The 18,473-nt window shown below is 73.2% G+C and carries 18 protein-coding genes, 4 tRNA genes and 1 pseudogene; 12 read left to right on the top strand and 11 right to left on the bottom strand.

Annotation, left to right across the window (positions count from 1 at the left end):
- Positions 1-321: 321 nt before the first annotated feature.
- The 4 genes from ACW0Q9_RS18605 to bcp all read right to left on the bottom strand — a co-directional run bounded on the left by ACW0Q9_RS18605 (position 322) and on the right by bcp (position 2,389).
- Positions 322-852, bottom strand: coding sequence for an N-acetyltransferase family protein (locus ACW0Q9_RS18605; protein WP_456182954.1), 531 nt, complete (start codon positions 850-852; stop codon positions 322-324).
- A 63-nt stretch (positions 853-915) separates the two neighbouring features.
- Positions 916-1,002: transfer RNA gene (locus ACW0Q9_RS18600), tRNA-Leu, on the bottom strand.
- Positions 988-1,887: an HNH endonuclease gene (locus ACW0Q9_RS18595; RefSeq protein ID WP_456182952.1), complete on the bottom strand. Its 900-nt coding sequence runs from the start codon at positions 1,885-1,887 to the stop codon at positions 988-990. The genes ACW0Q9_RS18600 and ACW0Q9_RS18595 overlap by 15 nt, the downstream gene beginning before the upstream one ends.
- A 31-nt stretch (positions 1,888-1,918) precedes the next feature.
- On the bottom strand, positions 1,919-2,389 hold the full coding sequence (gene bcp / locus ACW0Q9_RS18590) for a thioredoxin-dependent thiol peroxidase (protein ID WP_456182950.1): 471 nt from the start codon (positions 2,387-2,389) through the stop codon (positions 1,919-1,921).
- Positions 2,390-2,510: 121 nt separating this feature from the next.
- Between bcp and ACW0Q9_RS18585 the strand changes: the two genes are divergently transcribed.
- From ACW0Q9_RS18585 to ACW0Q9_RS18570, 4 genes are read left to right on the top strand one after another with little or no spacing between them, the layout of a single operon-like run.
- The gene (locus tag ACW0Q9_RS18585) at positions 2,511-3,230 is read left to right on the top strand and encodes an energy-coupling factor ABC transporter permease (RefSeq protein ID WP_456182948.1); all 720 of its coding nucleotides are present in this window, start codon (positions 2,511-2,513) and stop codon (positions 3,228-3,230) included.
- Complete coding sequence (locus ACW0Q9_RS18580) at positions 3,227-3,652, top strand: PDGLE domain-containing protein (protein ID WP_456182946.1); 426 nt, start codon at positions 3,227-3,229, stop codon at positions 3,650-3,652. The genes ACW0Q9_RS18585 and ACW0Q9_RS18580 overlap by 4 nt, the downstream gene beginning before the upstream one ends.
- 7 nt (positions 3,653-3,659) lie before the next feature.
- Positions 3,660-4,430 (top strand): cobalt ECF transporter T component CbiQ, encoded by a 771-nt coding sequence (cbiQ, locus tag ACW0Q9_RS18575; protein WP_456182944.1) that lies wholly within the window; start codon positions 3,660-3,662, stop codon positions 4,428-4,430.
- Positions 4,427-5,188 (top strand): energy-coupling factor ABC transporter ATP-binding protein, encoded by a 762-nt coding sequence (locus ACW0Q9_RS18570; protein WP_456182942.1) that lies wholly within the window; start codon positions 4,427-4,429, stop codon positions 5,186-5,188. Before cbiQ ends, ACW0Q9_RS18570 begins: the two co-directional genes overlap by 4 nt.
- A gap of 2 nt (positions 5,189-5,190) precedes the next feature.
- On the opposite strand, the gene ACW0Q9_RS18565 is transcribed toward ACW0Q9_RS18570, so the two are convergent.
- From ACW0Q9_RS18565 to ACW0Q9_RS18550, 4 genes are read right to left on the bottom strand one after another with little or no spacing between them, the layout of a single operon-like run.
- On the bottom strand, positions 5,191-6,282 hold the full coding sequence (locus ACW0Q9_RS18565) for a hypothetical protein (RefSeq protein ID WP_456182940.1): 1,092 nt from the start codon (positions 6,280-6,282) through the stop codon (positions 5,191-5,193).
- A complete protein-coding gene (locus tag ACW0Q9_RS18560; RefSeq protein ID WP_456182938.1) occupies positions 6,279-6,995 on the bottom strand; it encodes a DsbA family protein in 717 nt (238 codons plus the stop codon). The genes ACW0Q9_RS18565 and ACW0Q9_RS18560 overlap by 4 nt, the downstream gene beginning before the upstream one ends.
- Positions 6,988-7,509 (bottom strand): MauE/DoxX family redox-associated membrane protein, encoded by a 522-nt coding sequence (locus ACW0Q9_RS18555; protein ID WP_456182936.1) that lies wholly within the window; start codon positions 7,507-7,509, stop codon positions 6,988-6,990. The genes ACW0Q9_RS18560 and ACW0Q9_RS18555 overlap by 8 nt, the downstream gene beginning before the upstream one ends.
- 32 nt (positions 7,510-7,541) lie before the next feature.
- Positions 7,542-8,132, bottom strand: a complete 591-nt coding sequence (locus tag ACW0Q9_RS18550) for a sigma-70 family RNA polymerase sigma factor (RefSeq protein WP_456182934.1) — start codon at positions 8,130-8,132, stop codon at positions 7,542-7,544.
- A 284-nt stretch (positions 8,133-8,416) separates the two neighbouring features.
- Between ACW0Q9_RS18550 and ACW0Q9_RS18545 the strand changes: the two genes are divergently transcribed.
- The 3 genes from ACW0Q9_RS18545 to ACW0Q9_RS18535 all read left to right on the top strand — a co-directional run bounded on the left by ACW0Q9_RS18545 (position 8,417) and on the right by ACW0Q9_RS18535 (position 11,933).
- Positions 8,417-10,099, top strand: coding sequence for a copper resistance CopC/CopD family protein (locus tag ACW0Q9_RS18545; protein WP_456182932.1), 1,683 nt, complete (start codon positions 8,417-8,419; stop codon positions 10,097-10,099).
- 17 nt (positions 10,100-10,116) lie between these two features.
- Positions 10,117-10,842: a YcnI family copper-binding membrane protein gene (locus ACW0Q9_RS18540; RefSeq protein ID WP_456182930.1), complete on the top strand. Its 726-nt coding sequence runs from the start codon at positions 10,117-10,119 to the stop codon at positions 10,840-10,842.
- A 149-nt stretch (positions 10,843-10,991) separates the two neighbouring features.
- The gene (locus tag ACW0Q9_RS18535) at positions 10,992-11,933 is read left to right on the top strand and encodes a hypothetical protein (protein WP_456182928.1); all 942 of its coding nucleotides are present in this window, start codon (positions 10,992-10,994) and stop codon (positions 11,931-11,933) included.
- A 143-nt stretch (positions 11,934-12,076) separates the two neighbouring features.
- Here ACW0Q9_RS18535 and ACW0Q9_RS18530 read toward each other — a convergent pair whose 3' ends face one another.
- On the bottom strand, positions 12,077-13,342 hold the full coding sequence (locus tag ACW0Q9_RS18530) for a glycosyltransferase family 87 protein (RefSeq protein ID WP_456182926.1): 1,266 nt from the start codon (positions 13,340-13,342) through the stop codon (positions 12,077-12,079).
- Positions 13,343-13,416: 74 nt separating this feature from the next.
- Between ACW0Q9_RS18530 and orn the strand changes: the two genes are divergently transcribed.
- Entirely contained in the window at positions 13,417-14,007 is a 591-nt protein-coding gene (gene orn / locus ACW0Q9_RS18525; protein ID WP_456182924.1) for an oligoribonuclease, read from the top strand.
- A gap of 90 nt (positions 14,008-14,097) precedes the next feature.
- Positions 14,098-14,173: transfer RNA gene (locus ACW0Q9_RS18520), tRNA-His, on the top strand.
- A gap of 101 nt (positions 14,174-14,274) precedes the next feature.
- Here the strand turns inward: ACW0Q9_RS18520 and ACW0Q9_RS18515 are convergent.
- On the bottom strand, positions 14,275-15,573 hold the full coding sequence (locus ACW0Q9_RS18515) for an Ig-like domain-containing protein (RefSeq protein ID WP_456182922.1): 1,299 nt from the start codon (positions 15,571-15,573) through the stop codon (positions 14,275-14,277).
- Between the two features lie 214 nt (positions 15,574-15,787).
- On the bottom strand, positions 15,788-17,053 hold the full coding sequence (locus ACW0Q9_RS18510; protein WP_456182920.1) for an Ig-like domain-containing protein: 1,266 nt from the start codon (positions 17,051-17,053) through the stop codon (positions 15,788-15,790).
- Positions 17,054-17,240: 187 nt separating this feature from the next.
- Between ACW0Q9_RS18510 and ACW0Q9_RS18505 the strand changes: the two genes are divergently transcribed.
- From ACW0Q9_RS18505 to ACW0Q9_RS18495, 3 genes and pseudogenes are all read left to right on the top strand, one after another.
- Positions 17,241-17,313, top strand: a tRNA-Lys gene (locus ACW0Q9_RS18505).
- Between the two features lie 168 nt (positions 17,314-17,481).
- Positions 17,482-17,554: transfer RNA gene (locus ACW0Q9_RS18500), tRNA-Lys, on the top strand.
- A 640-nt stretch (positions 17,555-18,194) separates the two neighbouring features.
- Positions 18,195-18,473: pseudogene (locus tag ACW0Q9_RS18495) on the top strand (hypothetical protein); the annotation flags it as partial.

Here is an 18,473-nt window from a genome sequence, read left to right as displayed (position 1 = left end):
GACCGGCCCCTGGGCCGCAAGCAAGCGTGGGCGCGGCTGAGGGGTCCCTGGGCCGCCGGCATGCGTCGGCGCGGCTGACCGGTCCCTGGGACCGCCGGCGTCCGGAGGCCGGGCTGCACCGGTGGAGCTTGTCTCCGTGACTGCCTGTCGAGCTGATGTCGGCAACGACTCACCGCGGCCGAGTCGTCGCCGACGTCAGCTCGACAGTGGCCGCCCTACCTCCCGGCCCCGGCCCACGCGCCGGCCCCGGCCCACGCGCCGGCCCCGGTCCTGGTCCCGAGGGCGCCAGGCACACGACCGAGCGCCCGCGCGGACACGGAGTCAGGCCCCGGCGGGCTCCAGGTCGAGCCACATGAAGACCTCGTCCCGGTCGTCGCCCGGGGCGAGCCGCAGCGCGCCGGGCAGCCGCCCGACCTCGCGGTACCCGAGGCGCTCGTAGAACCCGCCCAGACCCAGCCCGTCCCGGACGGTCACGTGCAGCGCCGCCAAGCCCAGCTCCCGGCCGATCCGCTCGGCCTCGCGCATCAGCGCGGCGCCGTAGCCGCGCCCCTGTGTGTCCGGGTGCACCATGACCCGCTTCAGCACCCGCCAGTGCGTCTTCAGGTGGAACCGGTTGTCCGCGACGATCAGGACGCCGACGAGGCGGTCCCCCTCGTAGCCGACCAGCAGCCGGTCCGGCCCGTCGCTGATCGTGGCGAAGGTCGCCACGGCCATGGGCCGCACCGCGGCCTCGGTCACCGGGGCGACGAAGCCCACCGCGCCGCCGGCATTTGTCACGTCGACCCAGAGGGCGATGATCTGCTCGCGCAGCTCAGGAGTGAGGTCGGGGTCCAGGACGAAACGCAGGTTCACGCCGTCATCCTGCGCGAGACGACCCGACGCGAACCCGCGTTCGTGACCATCACGACATCGGGCTGGTGCGGGAGAGGGGAGTCGAACCCCCACGTCCTTTCGGACAATAGGACCTAAACCTATCGCGCCTGCCTGTTACGCCACTCCCGCGGACCTGCTGAGTCTAGAGCGTCGCGCCTCCAGCGTGGTGAGGCCAGCCTCTCGGAGGATCGCCTGGACGGTGCGATGACTGATCGTCGCGCCAGCGTCCGAGGCGTCGGTCAGCGCGTCGGCGATCTTCCGGGAGCCGGCTTCCGAATGCGCGAGTGCGAACCGGATGACGGCATCCCGGAACCGGCGCTGGATCGGCCGGTCAGGGACCCGCGAGGGCGGTGCGATGGTTCCGGTCGCTTCGAAGCGCCGCCGCATCCGGCTCACGTGGTCTCTCGTGCAGTGGAGGAGGCGGGCAGCCTCCACGGTCGTCACGCGGCCGGCGCTGACGGCTTCGACCAAGGCCTCCGCGTCCGGCGGTGGCGCGTCGCTCGATGTGGGGCGAGCCGAGAGTGGTGGCGAGGCCGGCACGTCGGCCCGCTTTCGAGCCCGGCCGGCATAGGTCGCGGTCTGGCTGTGACAGTTGGGACACAGCAGCCGCAGGTTGGGTGGCCGGTTGTCGAGCCGGTCGCCGTTGATGTGATCGACGTGGAGGATGAGCGGAGCCCCCTGCCACCTCGGGCCGAGGCCGCAGATCTCACATTGTTCGGGCACGCCGATGAATGCCAGGGCCCGCCGGAGCCGGAAGCCGGGCGTTCTGGCCGCGTCCGCCGGCAGCCGGACCAGAGTCTCCCACGGCGCCTGCCGAGGGCCCTGCGCTCCGCGGTTGTGCCCCTGGCCGCTGAAGTGTGAGGTGTCGATGCCAAAGCGCTTCAGCTGCCGGCTGATGTGGGCGTGCGAGCCGCCGCTCATTCGTATTCCCAGCAGCCGAAGTACCTCGGCGATGCTCCGCGCCTCCGCCGCTGCTGCCGCAAGAGCCTCGGGTGAGTACTTGTAGCGAACCACGCGCAGACGGTAGCGGTGGTCTCCGACAGCCTCAGTCGAGGCCGAGGTCGCGGCGCAGCTTGGCGACGTGTCCGGTGGCCTTGACGTTGTAGAGCGCGCGCTCGATCTTCCCGTCCTCGTCGATGACGAAGGTCGAGCGGATGACCCCGGTGACGGTCCGGCCGTACATCTGCTTCTCGCCGAACGCGCCGTACGCGGTCAGCACCGACTTGTCGGTGTCGCCCACCAGCGGGAAGGTGATGGCGTCCCGGTCGCGGAACTTGGCCAGCTTCTCCGGCTTGTCGGGGGAGATGCCGACCACCTCGTAGCCGGCGGCCTGGAGCGAGGCGAGCGAGTCGCGGAAGTCGCAGGCCTGCTTGGTGCAGCCGGGCGTCATGGCGGCCGGGTACGCGTACAGGATGACCTTGCGGCCGCGCAGGTCGGCCAGGGACAGGGTCCCGCCGGTGTCGGTGGGGAGGGTGAACTCGGGGGCGGGGTCGCCGGGGTTCAGGCGGTCGGTCATGGCGCAGACGATACCGCCGCCGTCCGGTTCGGGGCGGGTGGCGACGCGCCGCCGCGTGATGATCACCATGGCTTGTTGCAAGGGATTGGCAACAACGTCCCCACGCAAATAAGCTCAGCGCGTGGAAACCCTCGCGATGCACATCTCGAACGGGATCATCGACGGTCCCGTCGCCGCGGTGTTCGCTGCTCTCGCGCTTGCCGTGCTCACCTTCTGCGTGCTGCGCGGGCGCCGTGACCTCGACGACCGGCTGGCCCCGATGGCGGGCCTGGTGGCCGCGTTCATCTTCGCCGTGCAGATGCTCAACTTCCCGATCTTCACGGCCGGGGTCAGCGGCCACCTGCTCGGTGGCGCCCTCGCGGCGCTGCTGGTCGGTCCGTGGGTCGGCGCGCTCTGCGTCGCCGTGGTGCTGGTCGTGCAGGCGCTGGTCTTCGGCGACGGCGGGGTGGCCATGCTCGGCCTCAACATCACCAACATGGCGATCCTCGGCACCGCCGCGGCCTACCTGCTGATCGCGCTGCTGCTGCGGGTGCTGCCGCGCACCCCGGCTGGGCTCGCGGTCACCGGCTTCGTCTCCGCGCTGGTCAGCGTCGTGGTGGCGTCCCAGGGCTTCGTGCTGCAGTACTGGCTGGGCGGCACCACCGACCTGGGCGGCAACCTCACCGGGCTGGCCGGCACGATGGCCGGCGTCCACCTGCTGATCGGCATCGGCGAGGGCCTGATCACCGCGACCACCGTGGTCACCGTCGCCAAGGTCCGCCCCGACCTGGTGTACGCGCTGCGCGCCCTGAAGCCGGCCGTGCCGGCTCCCGCCGTCCCGGTCGCCGGAGGTGCCCGATGAGCAAGCGTCCCTGGCCGTTCGTCCTCGGGGGCCTGCTGGTCGCCCTGCTGCTGGCCGGCGTGGTCAGCAACTACGCCTCGGCGCACCCGGACGGGCTCGACTCGTCGCTGCTCAAGGGCTGCACGGTGAACGCCGACCACGAGATCACCGGCGGCAGCTGCCCGGCCCAGCAGGCGAAGGACCACGAGTTGGCCGACAGCCCGCTCGCGGACTACGGCGTCCGAGGGGTGACCAACGGCTTCCTCTCCACCGGCCTGTCCGGCGTGCTCGGCGTGCTGCTCACCTTCGCCGTCGGCGGCGGCCTCTTCTGGCTGGCCCGCCGCCGCGGCCCGGCGACCGACCCGGCGACCGGCGCGACGGCCGGTCCGACGGATGGCCCGACCGCCGACGAGAGCCCGGTGCGCGCCACCGGCAGCCGCTGAGCCGCGCATGGGTGCCGGGCACGCCCACCTGCTCTACCGCGAGTCGTCCTCGCCGGTGCACCGCCTCCCGCCGGAGGTGAAGATCGCCGCGATGGTGCTGTTCACCGTCGCGGTGGTCGCGACGCCCCGGGAGGCGTACTGGGCCTTCGGCGGGTACGCCCTGCTGGTCGGCGCCGTCGCGGCGCTGGCCCGGGTGGGGCCGCGCTGGCTGCTCGGCCGGGCGCTGATCGAGCTGCCGTTCGTGCTGTTCGCGTTCGCGCTGCCGTTCTTCGGCACCGGAGAGCGGGTCGACGTGGCCGGGCTGAGCCTCTCCGTCGACGGGCTGCACGGCGCGTGGAACATCCTGGCCAAGGGCACGCTCGGCGTACTCGCGTCGCTCCTGCTGGCGGCGACCACGACGACGCGGGACCTGATCGTCGGCCTGGACCGGCTGCGCTGCCCGCAGATCCTCACCCAGATCGCCACCTTCATGCTGCGCTACCTGGACGTGCTGGTGGGGGAGGCCCGGCGGATGCGGGTGGCCCGGGTGTCCCGGGGCGACGACCCGCGCTTCCTCTGGCAGCTCCGCGGTTTCGCCGCCGGGGTCGGCGCGCTATTCCTGCGCGCCTTCGAGCGGGGCGAGCGGGTCTACCTGGCCATGCTCTCCCGCGGCTACACCGGCCGGATGCCGGCGGTCTGGCAGGGCGCGGGCGCGGCCACCGCCGGCCAGTGGGCGGCCGCCGCCACCGTGCCGGCGATCGCGGCCACCATCGCCGCCGTCGCGCTCGTCCTGACATGATCGGGTACGTGCAGCAGTCGCCCTCCCTGGACGTCCGTGGCGTCCGGTACGCGTACCCGGACGGTCACGTCGCCCTGCACGGGGTGGACCTGACCGTGCCGCGCGGCGACCGGGTGGCGCTGCTCGGGCCGAACGGCGCCGGCAAGACCACCCTGGTGCTGCACCTCAACGGCATCCTCACCCCGACCGAGGGGACGGTCAGCGTCGGCGGCCTGACGGTGAGCCGGGACCGGGACACGCTGGCCGAGATCCGCCGCCGGGTGGGCATCGTCTTCCAGGACCCGGACGACCAGCTCTTCCTGCCGACGGTCGCCGAGGACGTCGCGTTCGGGCCGGCCAATCTGGGGCTGCGCGGGGTGGAGCTGGCCGCCCGGGTGGACGAGGCGCTCGCCGCGGTGGGAATGAGTGAGCACCGGGACCGGGCGCCGCACCACCTCTCGTTCGGGCAGCGCCGCCGGGTGGCGGTGGCCACCGTGCTCGCCATGCGCCCGGAGGTCCTGGTGCTGGACGAGCCGTCGTCCAACCTCGATCCGGCCGCCCGTCGGGAGCTGGCGGAGATCCTGCGCGGCCTCCCGGTGACCCTGCTCATGGTCACCCACGACCTGCCGTACGCGGCGGAGCTGTGCGACCGGTCGGTGATCCTGGACGGCGGCCGCATCGTCGCCGACGCCCCCACGCCGGACCTGCTCTCCGACGAGGCGCTGCTGGCCGCACACCGCCTGGAACTCCCCTACGGCTTCGCCCCCCGCCCGTCCTGAGGTCAGCGGCGGACCGGCGTCGGGGGCGTGCCCAGCGCCGCCCGGGAGGCGGTGCGCAGGCGCAGGAGGCCGGCGGCGACCGCCCCGGCGCCGGTGGCCAGGGCCAGCGTCACCAGGACCCGGGCAAGGCCCGCCGGGCCGGCGAACGGGGCCACCGAGCGGGACAGGACGGCCAGGTTCGTGATCCCGGCGAACAGGGTCAGGCACGCGCCGGCCAGGGCCAGCGCGAAGTCGGCGGCCGGGCGGCGGGCCAGCGCGTACCCGCCGGCGGCGAGCGCGCCGAGCCCGGTGAGCAGCGTCCACAGCTGCCCGGTGAGCAGTTCGAGCAGCACCCCACCGGCACCGGCGGCGCCGATGTCCACGGCCTTGCCGACGGTGAACGCCACGGTCGCCGCCCCGCCCAGGGCGAGCAGCGCACCCACCCCGCGCAGGGCGCGGACGCCGGTGGCGGTGCCGGCCGGGACCAGCCCGGCCGCGCCGATCGCCAGGAAGCCGAGGGTGGCCGCCACCCACCAGGGGTACGCGTCCGGCGGCGGCACCCAGTCCAGGGTGCCGCGCACCTCGACCGTGCCGGTGCCGGCCCGCAGCGGCACCACCCAGTCGCGGACCCGCTGCTCGCGGCCCGGGTCGGCGGCCACCTGAGCCGGCGGTGCCGACTCCAGCCAGAGCGTGCGCTGGTCGTGCCAGCGGGCCGTCGGCCCGTCGGAGATCCGCCGCCACACCGGCGCGGCGGCCGGGTCGGCCTCGGGCGGGAGCTGGGTGTCCCCGGCGAGGGTGCGGTTCAGGTAGGTGGCGGGGGAGCGGCTGTTCTCGTACACCCCGCCGGGCCCGATCCGCAGGTACGGCTCGCCGGAGTAGCCGAGCACCTCGACGTCGGCCCCGGTGCGGTTGGTCAGCTCCAGCCGGGCGCCGGCCTCGACCATCCGCGCGGTGAGCCCGGGCTGCCCCGGACCGACGCCGGTGACCTCGGCCCGGTAGTCGGTGCCGTCGGGGGCGTCGGCGCCGTGCGCGGCGGCCGGGGTGGCGAGGGCGAGGAGGGCGGCGAGCGCTGCGGTGAGCACCAGCCCGGCCCGCCGCAGCGGTGCGGGGATCACTTGCCAGCCGCCTCCACGGCCGCCCTGATCCCCTCCGGGCTGCGGTCTTGGACGTCCTTGCCGTTGACCCGGATGGTCGGGGTGCCGGTCACGCCGGACTTGCTGGCGTCGTCGGTGACGTGCTCGGTCCACCCCTTGTACTTCCCGTCCCGCACGCAGGAGCCGAAGTCGTCCCGGTTGAGCCCGACGCCGGCGCCGATGTCGATCAGCTCGTCGTCGCTGAGCCCGGCGCTGCCCTCGGCCGGCTGCCGGGCGAAGAGCTGGTCGGTGAACTCCTTGAACTTCCCACCCTGGGCGGCGCAGCCGGCGGCGGCCGAGGAGCGGGTGGAGTATTCCGTGGTGGAGAAGCGGTTGAGGAAGGCCACCGGGTGGAAGACGACCCGGATCTTCTCCTCGCTGATCAACTGGTTGACGGTCGCGCCGCTGGTGTCCTGGAACTGCTTGCAGGCCGGGCAGAGGTAGTCCTCGTAGAGGTCGACGGTGACCGGGCCGTCGCCGAGGACGATGCCCGTGCCGGGCGGGTTCGCGCCGGGCGGGGTGGTGAAGGTGTCCGACTTCTGGCTGTCGTAGACCGTCCAGCCGATCAGCCCGGCGATCACCAGCACCACCACCGCGGCGACGGAGGTCCAGATCGTGCGGGTGCGCCGCTTCTCCCGGGCGAGCTGGGCGCGGACCACCTGGGCCGCGTTCCTCCGCCCCTTGCGACTACTCATCCTCGACCTCCACGGTCTCGCCCGCCAGCCAGCCGTCCACCGAGAACGGGGTGCGGGGCCAGATCAGCAGGAACCCGGCCAGTACCAGGAATCCCAGGTCCCGGAGGATCTCCGGGAGGTAGCTCGGCGCCTGGCCGGCGGCGAGCTGACCGCCGCTGCCGAAGCACCCGCAGTCGATGGCCAGGCCACGGGACCAGGCCGACGCGATGCCGGTGACGAAGACCACCAGCAGCGCCGCGGAGATGCCGGCGGCTAGCCGCGTGGCGAGCCCGACGAGCAGGAGTACGCCGAGCGCCAGCTCGACGAAGGGCAGCGTGGCGCCGATCACCGTGGCGAGGTCGTACGGCATCACCTGGTAGGCGTTGACCGCCCGGCCGGAGGCGGCCAGGTCGTCGACCTTGGAGGCGCCGGCGACCAACCAGACGGCGGCCAGACCGAGGCGGGCCGCGATGCCGAGCCAGGGCCGAACGGCGGGCCAGCGGGGGGCCCGGGTGCGGGGAGCGGTCACGATCATTTGTCGTCCCGGCTCCGAGGAAAGTTCCACGGTCAGCCGGTCATCGCGTCGCCGGCGGCCTCGACCAGTTCGTCGCGGGCTCGGGCGACGCGGGAGCGGATGGTGCCCACCGGCACCCCCTCCACCGCGGCGGCCTCGGCGTACGACAGGCCGAGCAGCTGGGTGAGCACGAACGCGGAGCGCCGTTCGGCGGGGAGCCGGCGGACCAGGTCGGTGGCGCCGAGCTGCCCGGCCGGGTCGGGGTGCGGCCGGTCGGTGGCCGCGTGCGCGGCGAGCCGCGCGTCCAGCCGCCGGCGGCGGACCACGGTGCGCAGGTGGTCGGCGCAGGCCCGCCGGGCGATGCCGAGCAGCCAGGTGCGGGCGGTGGACCGTCCCGCGAAACCGGGGAGCGCCCGGAACGCGCGCAGGTACGTCTCCTGGGTGAGGTCGTCCGCGCTGTCCGGGTCGACCAGGGCGGCGGCGAAGCGCCACACCTCGGCCTGGGTGGCCCGGACGAAGGCGGCCTGGGCGACCGGGTCGCCGGCCCGGGCGGCCAGTGCCCAGTCGGTGGCGGTGTCCCGCGCAGCCTCGGGTGCCGGCGCCGCGGGGCGGCCGGCGGAGGTGTCGCGCGGGGCGGGGATCACGTCAGACGAGGTTACGCGGCCTACCTGTGCCGGACAGGGTCCTTCGGCCCAATCCGTGGTCCCGCCCACGCCGGGAACTTTTCCCGCGTGCCCGCCGACTACCCGTTCATGACGTGCGACGACGGACGCCTGGCCGGGCTGGACGGGCGCGATGCCCGGTCTCCGCGGGCCGGGCGCACCGGCCGCCGGTCCCGGCCGGCCCCCGCCGAGCGGGTGCCCACGGTGCCGGGACGCGGATGAGACCGGGTCGCCGGACGCCGCACCGTTCGGGAAGCATGTTGGTCATGACCGCTGCCGTACGCCGCCGCCCCGTGGCCGTCGCCGACCGTCGCCGCGCCGCCCGGCTGGGGACCCTCGCCGGACTGCTCGTCACCCTCGTCGCCCTGCTGCTGGCCCCGGCCACCCCGGCCAGTGCCCACGCGGTGCTGGTGAGCAGCAGCCCGGCCGCCTCGGCCGTGGTGCCGACCGCGCCCGCCGAAGTGGTGATCACCTTCAGCGAGGGCGTCCGCAAGGTCCCCGACAAGATCCGGGTGATCGCGCCCGACGGCTCCCGGGCCGACCGGGGCGAGCCCGTGTTCAAGGGCGCCGTGGTCACCGTCCCGGTGGACCCGTCCGGCGCGCGCGGCACCTACCTGGTCAGCTACCGGGTGATCTCGGCGGACAGCCACCCGGTCTCCGGGGCGTTCACCTACTCGGTCGGCGCGCCGTCCACCCCGCCGACCGACACCGGCACGGACACCCGGGCGAACCCGGTGGTGGAGAACGCGGTCAAGGTCGCCAAGTACCTCGGCTACGTGGGGCTGCTGCTGCTCGTCGGCCCGGCGCTGGTGCTGGCCGCGCTCTGGCCGCGCCGGCTGTCCCGGCGCGGCCCCGCCCGGCTGGCCTGGTCGGGGCTGGGCCTGCTGGCCGTGGCCACCCTCGCCGAGCTGTGGCTCCAGGTGCCCTACACCAACGGCGGGGGCCTGTTCGACGTCACCGGCTCCGGCCTCGGCGGCGTGCTGGGCACCACCTACGGCGCCGCGCACCTGGTCCGGCTCGGTCTGCTCGCCGCGGCGGCGTTCCTGCTCCGCCCGCTCTTCGCCGGTCCGGTCGGCCGCACCGACGGGCTCATCCTGGCCGTCCTCGGCGGGGCGGCGCTGTTCACCTGGCCCCTCGCCGGCCACCCGGCCGCCTCGCCGGCGCCCGCGGTGTCGGTGGTGGTGGACGCCGTGCACCTGGGCAGCATGGCCGTCTGGCTGGGCGGCCTGGTGATGCTCGCGGTCTTCCTGCTGCGCCGGGCCGACGAGCGGGAGCTGGACGCGATCCTGCCGATCTGGTCCCGCTGGGCGGCGCTGGCGGTGGCCGCGCTGCTGCTCGCCGGCACCGTGCAGGGGCTCATCGAGGTGGCCACCCCGAAGGCGCTGGTCGACACCACGTACGGCCGGCTGCTGCTCGCCAAGATCGTGCTGTTCGCCCTGGTCATCGGGGTGGCCGCCTACTCCCGGGCGCTGGTCCGGCGGCGCACCGCCGCGGGACGCCCGGGGTCGATGCGGCGGGCCGTGGTGGCCGAGCTGGCGATCACCGCGGTGGTGCTCGGCCTCTCGGCGACGCTGGTGCAGACCACCCCGGCCCGGACCGCCTCCGCCGACGTGGCCGGCACCCCGGCCGGCTACTTCTCCACCACGCTGAGCAGCCCGATCTACTCGCTGCAGGTCGAGCTGGACCCGGCCGAGACCGGCAGCAACTCGCTGCACCTCTACGCGTACACGAAGGACAACCGGCCCCAGCCGGTGCAGGAGTGGAAGGCGACTGCCGCGCTGCCCTCGGCCGGCATCGAGCCGATCACGATCCCGGTGCTGCCGCTGACCGACAACCACGCCTTCGGCGAGATCAACCTGCCGGCGGCGGGGCAGTGGCAGCTCCGCTTCACCGTCCGCACGTCCGAGATCGACCAGGCCACGGTGACCGCCACCGTGCCCGTCAAGTAAACGGAAGGCTCGCCCACATGATCCGTCTCCGGCGTCCCGCGACCGCCGCCGCGCTCACCCTCGCCGCCGTGGCCACGGCCGTGCTCGGCCTGGCCGGGCCGGCCTCGGCGCACGTCACCGTCAACCCGACGGAGGCCACGCAGGGCGGCTACGGCCGCTTCGCCTTCCGGGTGCCGAACGAGAGCGACACGGCGTCGACCACCAAGGTCGAGGTGAACCTGCCGGAGAACGCCCCGGTCGGCTCCGTCTCCACCATGCCGGTGCCCGGCTGGACGGTGGCGGTGGAGAAGCGCAAGGTGGACCCGCCGATCGAGGTGCACGGCAGCCAGCTCACCGAGGCCGTCTCGAAGCTCACCTGGACGGCCGCCCCCAACGGCGGGGTCAAGCCGGGCGAGTTCCAGGAGTTCCCGGTGTCCATGGGGCCGCTGCCCCAGGTCGACCGGATGGTGTTCAAGGTGCTCCAGACCTACTCGGACGGCAACGTCGCCCGCTGGATCGAGGAGCCCGCGCCGGGCGCGGAGGAACCGGAGAGCCCGGCCCCGGTGCTCACTCTGACCGCCGCCTCCGCCTCCGCCTCGCCGGTGGCGAGCGCACCGGCGGCGACCGCCGCCGATGACGACGATGACGACACCGGGGCGGCCACCGCGTTCGGCGTGGCCGGTCTGGTCGCCGGCCTGGCCGGGCTGATCCTCGGCGGGCTGGCGTTCCTGCGTACCCGCCGGGAGCCCGTCGCGAAGTCCTGACCTGCGCCCGCGCGCCGGCCCGTCGGATCTTCCGGCGGGCCGGCGGCGTGTCCGCGGTCCTTCAGGTGCTTGCCGTGGATATCCGGCGATTGTGTGGTCGTCGTCGGTAAGGTCGGCCGGGTACTTCGCTACCGAGGGGGACGACGCGAATGCGTTTCGTGCGCACGATCGCCGGCATGCTGCTGTTGACCGTGGGGATTCCGGCCCTGCTGGCGGGGGCCGGGCTCTGGCTCGCCGCCCGGCACGCCGACCCGGACGGCGGCTTCGGCGCCCGCTTCGAGACGGTCCGCACCCCCGCCCGGGCGGTCGTGGTGACCGACGTGGACGCCCTGCTCCGCGCCGAGGCGCCGGTCGCCCGGGTCGGGCAGGCCCGGCTGCGGCTCACCGCGCGGACCGCGGACGGCCCGGCCTTCCTCGGCCTCGCCCCGACCGACCAGGTGCGACGGTGGCTGGCCGACGTGCCGCACGCCACCGTGAGTCGGGTAGCGCTGGCCCGGGGGCCGCTGCCGGTCCGCCTCGCCCCGGCCACCGCCGGCACCGCGGTCGCCGTCCCGCTCGGCCAGGACCTCTGGGTACGCGAGGGGATCGGCGCCCTGGAGTGGAGCCCGGCCGAGCTGGCCGACCGGTCGCTGAGCCTGGTGGTGATGCGGCCGGACGGGCGGGCCGACCTGGCCCTGGACCTGCGCGCCGAGTTGCGCGCCGGCTGGTTCCCCGGGGTGGCCTGGGCGCTGCTGGCCGGCGGGACGCTGCTGGTGGTCCTCGCCGTGGTGCTGCTGCTGCGCCCGGTCCGTCCGCGTGAGGTGGTCTTCGTCGTCGAGCCCGACCAGGTTCCGGTGCTGGCCGGCCGGCTGGGGGTCAGCTCGCTCAGCGGCCTGGGCCAGCGGCCGGAACCGTCCACCCTGTCCGACCGGCAACTGGTGTCCGTGGGGTCGGCGTCCGCCGAGCGGTCCCGCCCGGCGATCGGCCCGGTGCCGAGCCGCCGGCCGGAGAGCCTGGCCGACCTGCCGGTCGACCCGGACTGGTCGTGGCCCCCGGTGACCACCGCGCAGACGCCCCGCCCGGTCCGGCCGGCCCCGCCGGTCGGCGACTGACTTCGGGCCCGCACGGCGGTGGCCCTCCGCGCTGCCGACGCGGAGGGCCACCGTCACCGGGGGATTCGGTGCTACCTGGGAGAAACCTGAGGTAGTTGGGACCAGATTAGCGCTGAACGGCGCTTGTCGCGAGGTCTGTCCAGTTACTGCACGTTTTCGGCCGCGGCGTCGGCCCGCTTCGGCCGACGGCTCGGCAGCACGGCCAGCAGCAGCAGGCTGAGCAGCACGTACGCGTTGCGGACGACGAACTCGCCGGGATTGTCGGTGCGGGCGGGGGCGACACCCCAGTCCTGGAAGGTCACCACCCCGTAGACGATCACGAAGCCCATGCCGACGGCGACGCCGAGCAGCCACCGCCGCCGGCGGGCACCCTCCACCGTGTCCCGGTCGGCGTCCAGCGCCGCGTCGACCAGCACCACCACCGCCGGGATGAACCAGTACAGGTGGTGGGTCCAGGTGATCGGGCTGACCAGCCCGCCGACCAGGCCGGTCAGGGTGAGGCCGGCCAGCGCGTCCCCGGCCCGCGCCGCCCGGGCGGCCCGCCACAGCCCGTAGCCGGCGACCAGCAGCGCCAGCAGCAGCCAGGGAAGCTGGCTCGGCTTGTCCGGCGCGGTGATCCGGCTGAGCAGGCCGAACAGCGACTGGTTGCCGGTGTAGTCGGTGCGGCCCACCCGGTCGGTCGCCCACAGCTCGTGGGTCCAGAATCGCCACGAGTCGCCGGGCGCGACCGCCGCCGCGAGCAGCGTGGCCAGCGCCGCGGTCACCGCGGCCACCGCCGCCGCCCGCCAGCGCCGGGTCGCCAGCAGGTAGAGCACGAAGATGCCGGGGAAGAGCTTGAGCGCCGCCGCCAGCCCCACGCCCACGCCGGCCCACCGACGCCCCTGGGGTACGGCGAACAGCAGGTCGCCCAGGATCAGCACCACCAGCAGCATGTTGATCTGCCCGAAGGTGAGCGTCTCCCGGGTGCTCTCCACCGCGAGGACCAGCAGCACGGCGACCGTGACGGTGAACAGCTCCGGCAGGTCGTGCCGCCGGACCACGGGCAGCACCAGCCAGCGGGTGGTGACCACCACGCCGACCACGGTCAGCACCGTGAAGATCGCGATGGTGGCGCCGAGCGGCAGCAGCGCGAACGGCCGCAGCAGCAGCGCGGCGAACGGGGGGTAGGTGAAGTAGAGCGCGCCCTGCACCCGGTCGGGCTGGACGTAGTCGTAGAGCGGGTGGCCGGCCGCCCACCAGTCCATCGCCCGCATGTAGATCTTGAGGTCGAAGAAGTCGTGCACCAGGCCGGGCAGGTAGAGCGCCGGCAGCACCGCCGCGAGCGCCACCACCGCGACCAGCCGACGGGCCGTACGCCCGCCCGGGTCGTCCTCGGTGACGGCGGGTGGTGCGACGGGTTCGGCTGGCACGGGGAAACCCTAGCGGTCCACCTGGGCGAGGGTGCTTCAGGCGCGGGCGGGTCGGTGGCGCGTAGTCTGTTGCGGTGGCTGATCTTCTCGTCTGGATCGACTGTGAGATGACCGGGTTGGACCTCGGCCGGGACAAGCTGATCGAGGTCGCGGCGCTCGTCACCGACCCCGATCTGAACGTGCTCGGGGAGGGCGTCGACGTGGTCATCCACGCCGACGACGCGGCGCTGGACGCCATGCCGGAGATCGTGCAGACCATGCACGGCAAGTCCGGCCTCACCGAGGAGGTACGCCGCTCCACGGTCACCCTGCGCGAGGCCGAGGACCTGGTGCTCGACTACGTGGCCAGCCACGTGAAGGACCCGCGGACCGCCCCGCTGTGCGGCAACTCGATCGCCACCGACCGCGGCTTCATCGCCCGCGACATGCCCCGGCTCGACGCCCACCTGCACTACCGGATGATCGACGTCTCCTCGATCAAGGAACTCTGCCGGCGCTGGTACCCGCGGGTGTACTTCGGGCAGCCGCAGAAGGGGCTGGCCCACCGGGCGCTGGCCGACATCCGGGAGAGCATCCGCGAGCTGGAGTACTACCGGCGGACCGTCTTCGTGCCACTGCCCGGCCCGGACGTGGAGAGCGCCAAGGCGATCGCCGCCCAGCTCTGAGCCCCGCCCGGAACCCGGTGGACGGGCCCGGCAGGGGTGTGGCTATTATTAGTCCGCGCCCCGCCCGGGTCGACCGGCGCGGAGAGCATGGTGGCTGTAGCTCAGTTGGCAGAGCACCGGGTTGTGGTCCCGGTTGTCGTGGGTTCAATTCCCATCAGTCACCCCAGGTGACCGAAGCCCCCTCCTCCGGGAGGGGGCTTCGGTCGTTCCGGGCCGTGCGACGTCGAACGGCCCCCTCCGGGTGGAGGGGGCCGTTCGGTGTCCCGCTCAGGGGGTCGGCTCGACGCTCGGCTCGTCGGCGCTCGGGCTGGTGTCGTCGCCCGGCTCGGCCGGCGGCTCGTACGGCACGGCGCTGCCCTTGACGTACTCGTCCCAGCTCATGTTCCAGTCGGTCCAGCCGTTGCCGTTCTGGAGCTTGCGCTCGGTGCCCTTGACCGTGATCGGGTCGCCCATGCGGGTGTTGGCGAAGAGCCAGTTGCCGTCCTTCATCGAGACGTTCACGCAGCCGTGCGAGACGTTCGTCCGGCCCTGCACGCCCTCCGACCAGGGTGCCGCGTGGATGAACTCGCCGCCCCAGGTGAGCCGCTGGGCGTAGTCGATCTCGGTGCGGTAGCCCTCCTCCGGGCCCAGCTCCTCCATGGTGTCGAAGACCGTGTGGCGGAGCTTCTCGATGACGACCATGGTGCCGCTGGACGACGGGGTGGTCTTCTTGCCGAGGCTCACCGGGATCGTCTTGATCACCTTGCCGTCCCTGGTGACCGTCATCCGCTTGGTGCGGTTCTCCACGGTCATCACGAACGACGGGCCGATCTTGATGTCGACGGTGAGGTCGGAGCGGCCGTACCAGCCGCCGCCGAGCGGCAGCCCACCCGCCTGCACCTTGTAGCTCACGGTGCTGTTGGCCTTCCAGAACACCTTCGGCCGGTAGTGCACCTCGGTCGGGCTGATCCAGTGCCAGATGCCCTCCTGGGCCGGCTTCGCGGTGACCGTCATCCGGCGCTGGAGGTCGTCGCGGTAGTCCTCGGGGATGGCCCGGCCGAACTTGACGATCAGCGGCATGGCCACCCCGACGACCTGGTTGTCGCCGAGGAAGCTGGTGACGCGGATCTGCTTGCCCGGCTTCGCCATGGTGGTGAAGGTGCTGGTGGCGGTGGCCGGCTTGCCGTCGTCGCCGGTCGCGGTCACGGTCGCCGTGTACGTCTCGCCGTAGTCCAGCGCGGCGTCCGGGAGCCAGCTCTTGCCGTCCTCGGCGAGCTGGCCCTCGACGGCCTTGCCGGCGGAGTCCTTCAGCTCGACGGTGGTCTCCTCCGCCTCCTTGGTGGTGAAGGTGACGGCGGTGGAGGCCGGCACGTCCTTGGCGTCGGCCGCGGGCTCGGTGATGGTGGCCGCAGCCTTCGGGCCGCTCTCCCCGCCCCCCTGCCAGCTCGACGGCTTGTCGCCGCCGCCGTCGCCGGTGCAGCCGGTCAGCGCCATGGCGGCGGCGAGCACCGCGGCCGCGAACACGCGGCGTCGCCCGCCGCGCCGGGCGGTGCCACCCCGGATCAGCTCGTCCTGGCTAGCTCGCATGTTTCCCTCACAGTCGTGGTCCCGGGTCCCATCGTCCCAACAGACGCACCGGAACGGTTACCCGTTGCCGGACGTGAACCGAAACACCCCGCCCGCGATGTAACGATTCTGATATCGTGCGGCGCTTTGCCGGGCGGAGGGTTCTCCCCTCCACCCGACGGCACGCGGACGAACGGCCACCCGCCGGTGGCGCGTCTGCCCACGTTACGCCTGCTCAGAAGGGCGACCCCTGGCCACCCTCGGGCACCGGCACGGCGCTGCCCGCGACGAACTGCCGCCAGCTCATGCTCCAGGCCGTCCAGCCGTTGCCCGGCTCCAGCCGTCGCTCGGTGCCCTTCACCGTGACCGGGTCGCCGACCATCGTCTTGCCGAACAGCCACCGGCCGTTCGCCATCGACACGTTGACACAGCCGTGCGACACGTTCTGCCGCCCCTGCACCCCCTCGGACCAGGGTGCCGCGTGGATGTACTCGCCGCCCCAGGTCAGCCGCTGAGCGAAGTCGATCTCGGTGACGTACTGGTTGCGGGGGTCCGGCTCGTCGCGGGTGTCGAAGACCGTGGACTCCTTCTTCTCCATCACCACCATCGTGCCGCTGGAGGAGGGGGTGCTCTTCTTGCCCAGGCTCACCGGCAGGGTCCGGACCACCGCGCCGTTCTCGTACACGGTCATCTGCTTGGTCGCGTTGTCGACCTTCATCTCGAAGGCCCGGCCGATCTTGGCGGTGGCGCTCCGGTCGACGTTGCCGTAGCGGCCGTTGCTCAGCGGGATCCCGGCCAGCGCCAGCCGGACGGTGATCGTGGTGCCCGGCTTCCAGTACTCCGGCGCCCGGTAGTAGGCCTGCGTGCCGTTGTAGACCCAGTGCCAGGCGCCCGGCTGCGGCGGGTCGGTCTGCACGAACATCCGCTTCTGCACCGCGGCGCGGTCCTTCTTGGGGATGCCGGGCGAGAACTCGGCGACCACCGGCATGGCCACCCCGTAGGTCTTGCCGCTGAACATGTAGAGCCCGGAGCCGATCATCGACTTCGGCTTGGCCATCGTGGTGAAGTTGCTGGTGCCCTGCCGGGTCTGGCCGTCCGTGCCGGTGCCGGTGACCGTGGCGGTGTACCGGGTCCCGTACTTGAGCGGCGACGACGGCACCCAGGACGAGCCGTCCCGGCGCAGCCGTCCGGCGACGGTGGCGCCGTTGGCGGCGGTGAGCACGACCTTCGACACCTTGCCGCCACCGGGGATCCGCGCGCTGATCTCGGTGCTGATCGGGCGCTTGTCGGACCCGTCGGCCGGGCTCACCGTCAGTGCCGGCAGGGCGGGCTGGCTCGGCTCGCCCGTCGTGCCCGGCGACGTTGGCTCGGCCGCGTCGCCCTGCTGCGCGCCGGCCACGAACGCCGGCTTCTTCTGGTCGTCGCCGCACCCGGTCAGTGCCAGTGACGCCGTGAGGACCAGGACGCCCACCATCGCCCCGGCCCGCGCGAACCTGCCCATCCCCACCTCTGTTCTCGCGTGCCTGGCGGACATCGTGCCGCATGAGGGCCCGCGCCCAGCGCCCCGTCGCCGGACACGTGCGAACTTTGCGGGCTTTCGCCGGTTAAGCTCGACCGAAGGGTGGAGCCCGGTATCGGATTGGAACCCGGGTCGGCGGCCGTGCTAATGTTTCCCCCGTTGTCAGCGAGCGCCGCTAGCTCAACTGGCAGAGCAGCGGACTCTTAATCCGCGGGTTCGGGGTTCGAGTCCCTGGCGGCGCACAACAAGCGAAAGTCAGGCCCGGTGCGATGCACCGGGCCTGACTTTTCTTGGTGCCGCCGACGCCTCGCCGGGAGAGCGGCGAGCGGGCCGGCACTCGCGGTGGAACGGGTGCAGCCCCTGGCGAGGGCCGCTCGGCGGCGTGTTAACGTTCCTGCCGTTGCCGGCGAGCGCCGCTAGCTCAACTGGCAGAGCAGCGGACTCTTAATCCGCGGGTTCGGGGTTCGAGTCCCTGGCGGCGCACGGTTTCTGGTCAGGCCCGGTCCTTCTCGGACCGGGCCTGACGCCTTTCGCCCCCCGGTCGCGCCGGAGCCCGCCGGCGATGGCCGCCGGGTCGGGGAGTGGCGTTCCTCCCCCGAGGCGGCGGTATCGGAAGGCGCGACTCCAGCTCCCCGACGTGGCGCTGTCGAGTCGGGCGCTCGGGCGGCGGTCCAGGCCCACGCGGGTCTGGAATGTCTGTTTTGCGCCGGGCTCTGGGCCGTGAGTGGAACGCCATAGGTGTCTCCGGGGCCCGGATACACCCATGGTGTTCCACCGACGATGTCGGTGTGGGCGGGGTGTCCGGTTTGTTGGGTGGTCGGCGGCACCCTGACGGCGGAATGGCGGGCGGGCCGAGGTCGTTGTATCCCCGTGCGCGGCCGAGGAGGACGCCCCGCTCTGCGGGGTGGCCAGCCCGCGGGGACTGCCCGCCGAGGTGGGTGCCGTACCCCGGAATGATGGTGGGCTGCCGGTCGTTGTACATGGTCCCGGCGCGACGAAGAGGCTCCGCCCCGCGCGCCGATGATCCCCCAAGGCTTCTTGAGCGCCTGACGGTGCTTGCGCACGCCGGCTAACCGACCCCCCGGTCGGGGTGTGCGCCGACCCCCGAATGGAGCTGTCTGTCATGAACACGATGCTGCGGAAGAGTGTGCTGGGTATTGCTGGTCTGGCGTTCGCTGGTGGTCTGGCGGCGGGTCCGCTGAATCATCAGGAGGCGGCGCCGGTGACGGGGCTGTCGGAGGCGGCGGTGGTGCAGGCTGACAAGCCGGATGCCGGCAAGCTGATCCCGCATGGTGTGCAGGGCGCCCAGTCCAAGATTGATCTGAGCGACGAGCAGGTCGCGAACGCGAAGGCGATCATCGCGGCGACGAAGAAGGCGGGTCTGCCGGAGCGGGCCGCGGTG

The organism is Micromonospora sp. I033 (genome assembly GCF_053890995.1).
The sequence above is the reverse complement of the archived record's forward strand: the minus strand, read 5'-3'. Positions and strand labels throughout refer to the sequence as shown.

Excerpts from the sequence above, each read along its gene's own strand:
- ACW0Q9_RS18570 (WP_456182942.1), top strand. The coding sequence starts at position 4,427 with ATGATCGGGTACGTGCAGCAGTCGCCCTCCCTGGACGTCCGTGGCGTC.
- ACW0Q9_RS18510 (WP_456182920.1), bottom strand. The coding sequence starts at position 17,053 with ATGGGCAGGTTCGCGCGGGCCGGGGCGATGGTGGGCGTCCTGGTCCTC.
- ACW0Q9_RS18515 (WP_456182922.1), bottom strand. The coding sequence starts at position 15,573 with ATGCGAGCTAGCCAGGACGAGCTGATCCGGGGTGGCACCGCCCGGCGC.
- ACW0Q9_RS18545 (WP_456182932.1), top strand. The coding sequence starts at position 8,417 with ATGACCGCTGCCGTACGCCGCCGCCCCGTGGCCGTCGCCGACCGTCGC.
- bcp (WP_456182950.1), bottom strand. The coding sequence starts at position 2,389 with ATGACCGACCGCCTGAACCCCGGCGACCCCGCCCCCGAGTTCACCCTC.
- ACW0Q9_RS18555 (WP_456182936.1), bottom strand. The coding sequence starts at position 7,509 with ATGATCGTGACCGCTCCCCGCACCCGGGCCCCCCGCTGGCCCGCCGTT.
- ACW0Q9_RS18540 (WP_456182930.1), top strand. The coding sequence starts at position 10,117 with ATGATCCGTCTCCGGCGTCCCGCGACCGCCGCCGCGCTCACCCTCGCC.
- ACW0Q9_RS18580 (WP_456182946.1), top strand. The coding sequence starts at position 3,227 with ATGAGCAAGCGTCCCTGGCCGTTCGTCCTCGGGGGCCTGCTGGTCGCC.
- ACW0Q9_RS18560 (WP_456182938.1), bottom strand. The coding sequence starts at position 6,995 with ATGAGTAGTCGCAAGGGGCGGAGGAACGCGGCCCAGGTGGTCCGCGCC.
- cbiQ (WP_456182944.1), top strand. The coding sequence starts at position 3,660 with ATGGGTGCCGGGCACGCCCACCTGCTCTACCGCGAGTCGTCCTCGCCG.
- ACW0Q9_RS18535 (WP_456182928.1), top strand. The coding sequence starts at position 10,992 with ATGCGTTTCGTGCGCACGATCGCCGGCATGCTGCTGTTGACCGTGGGG.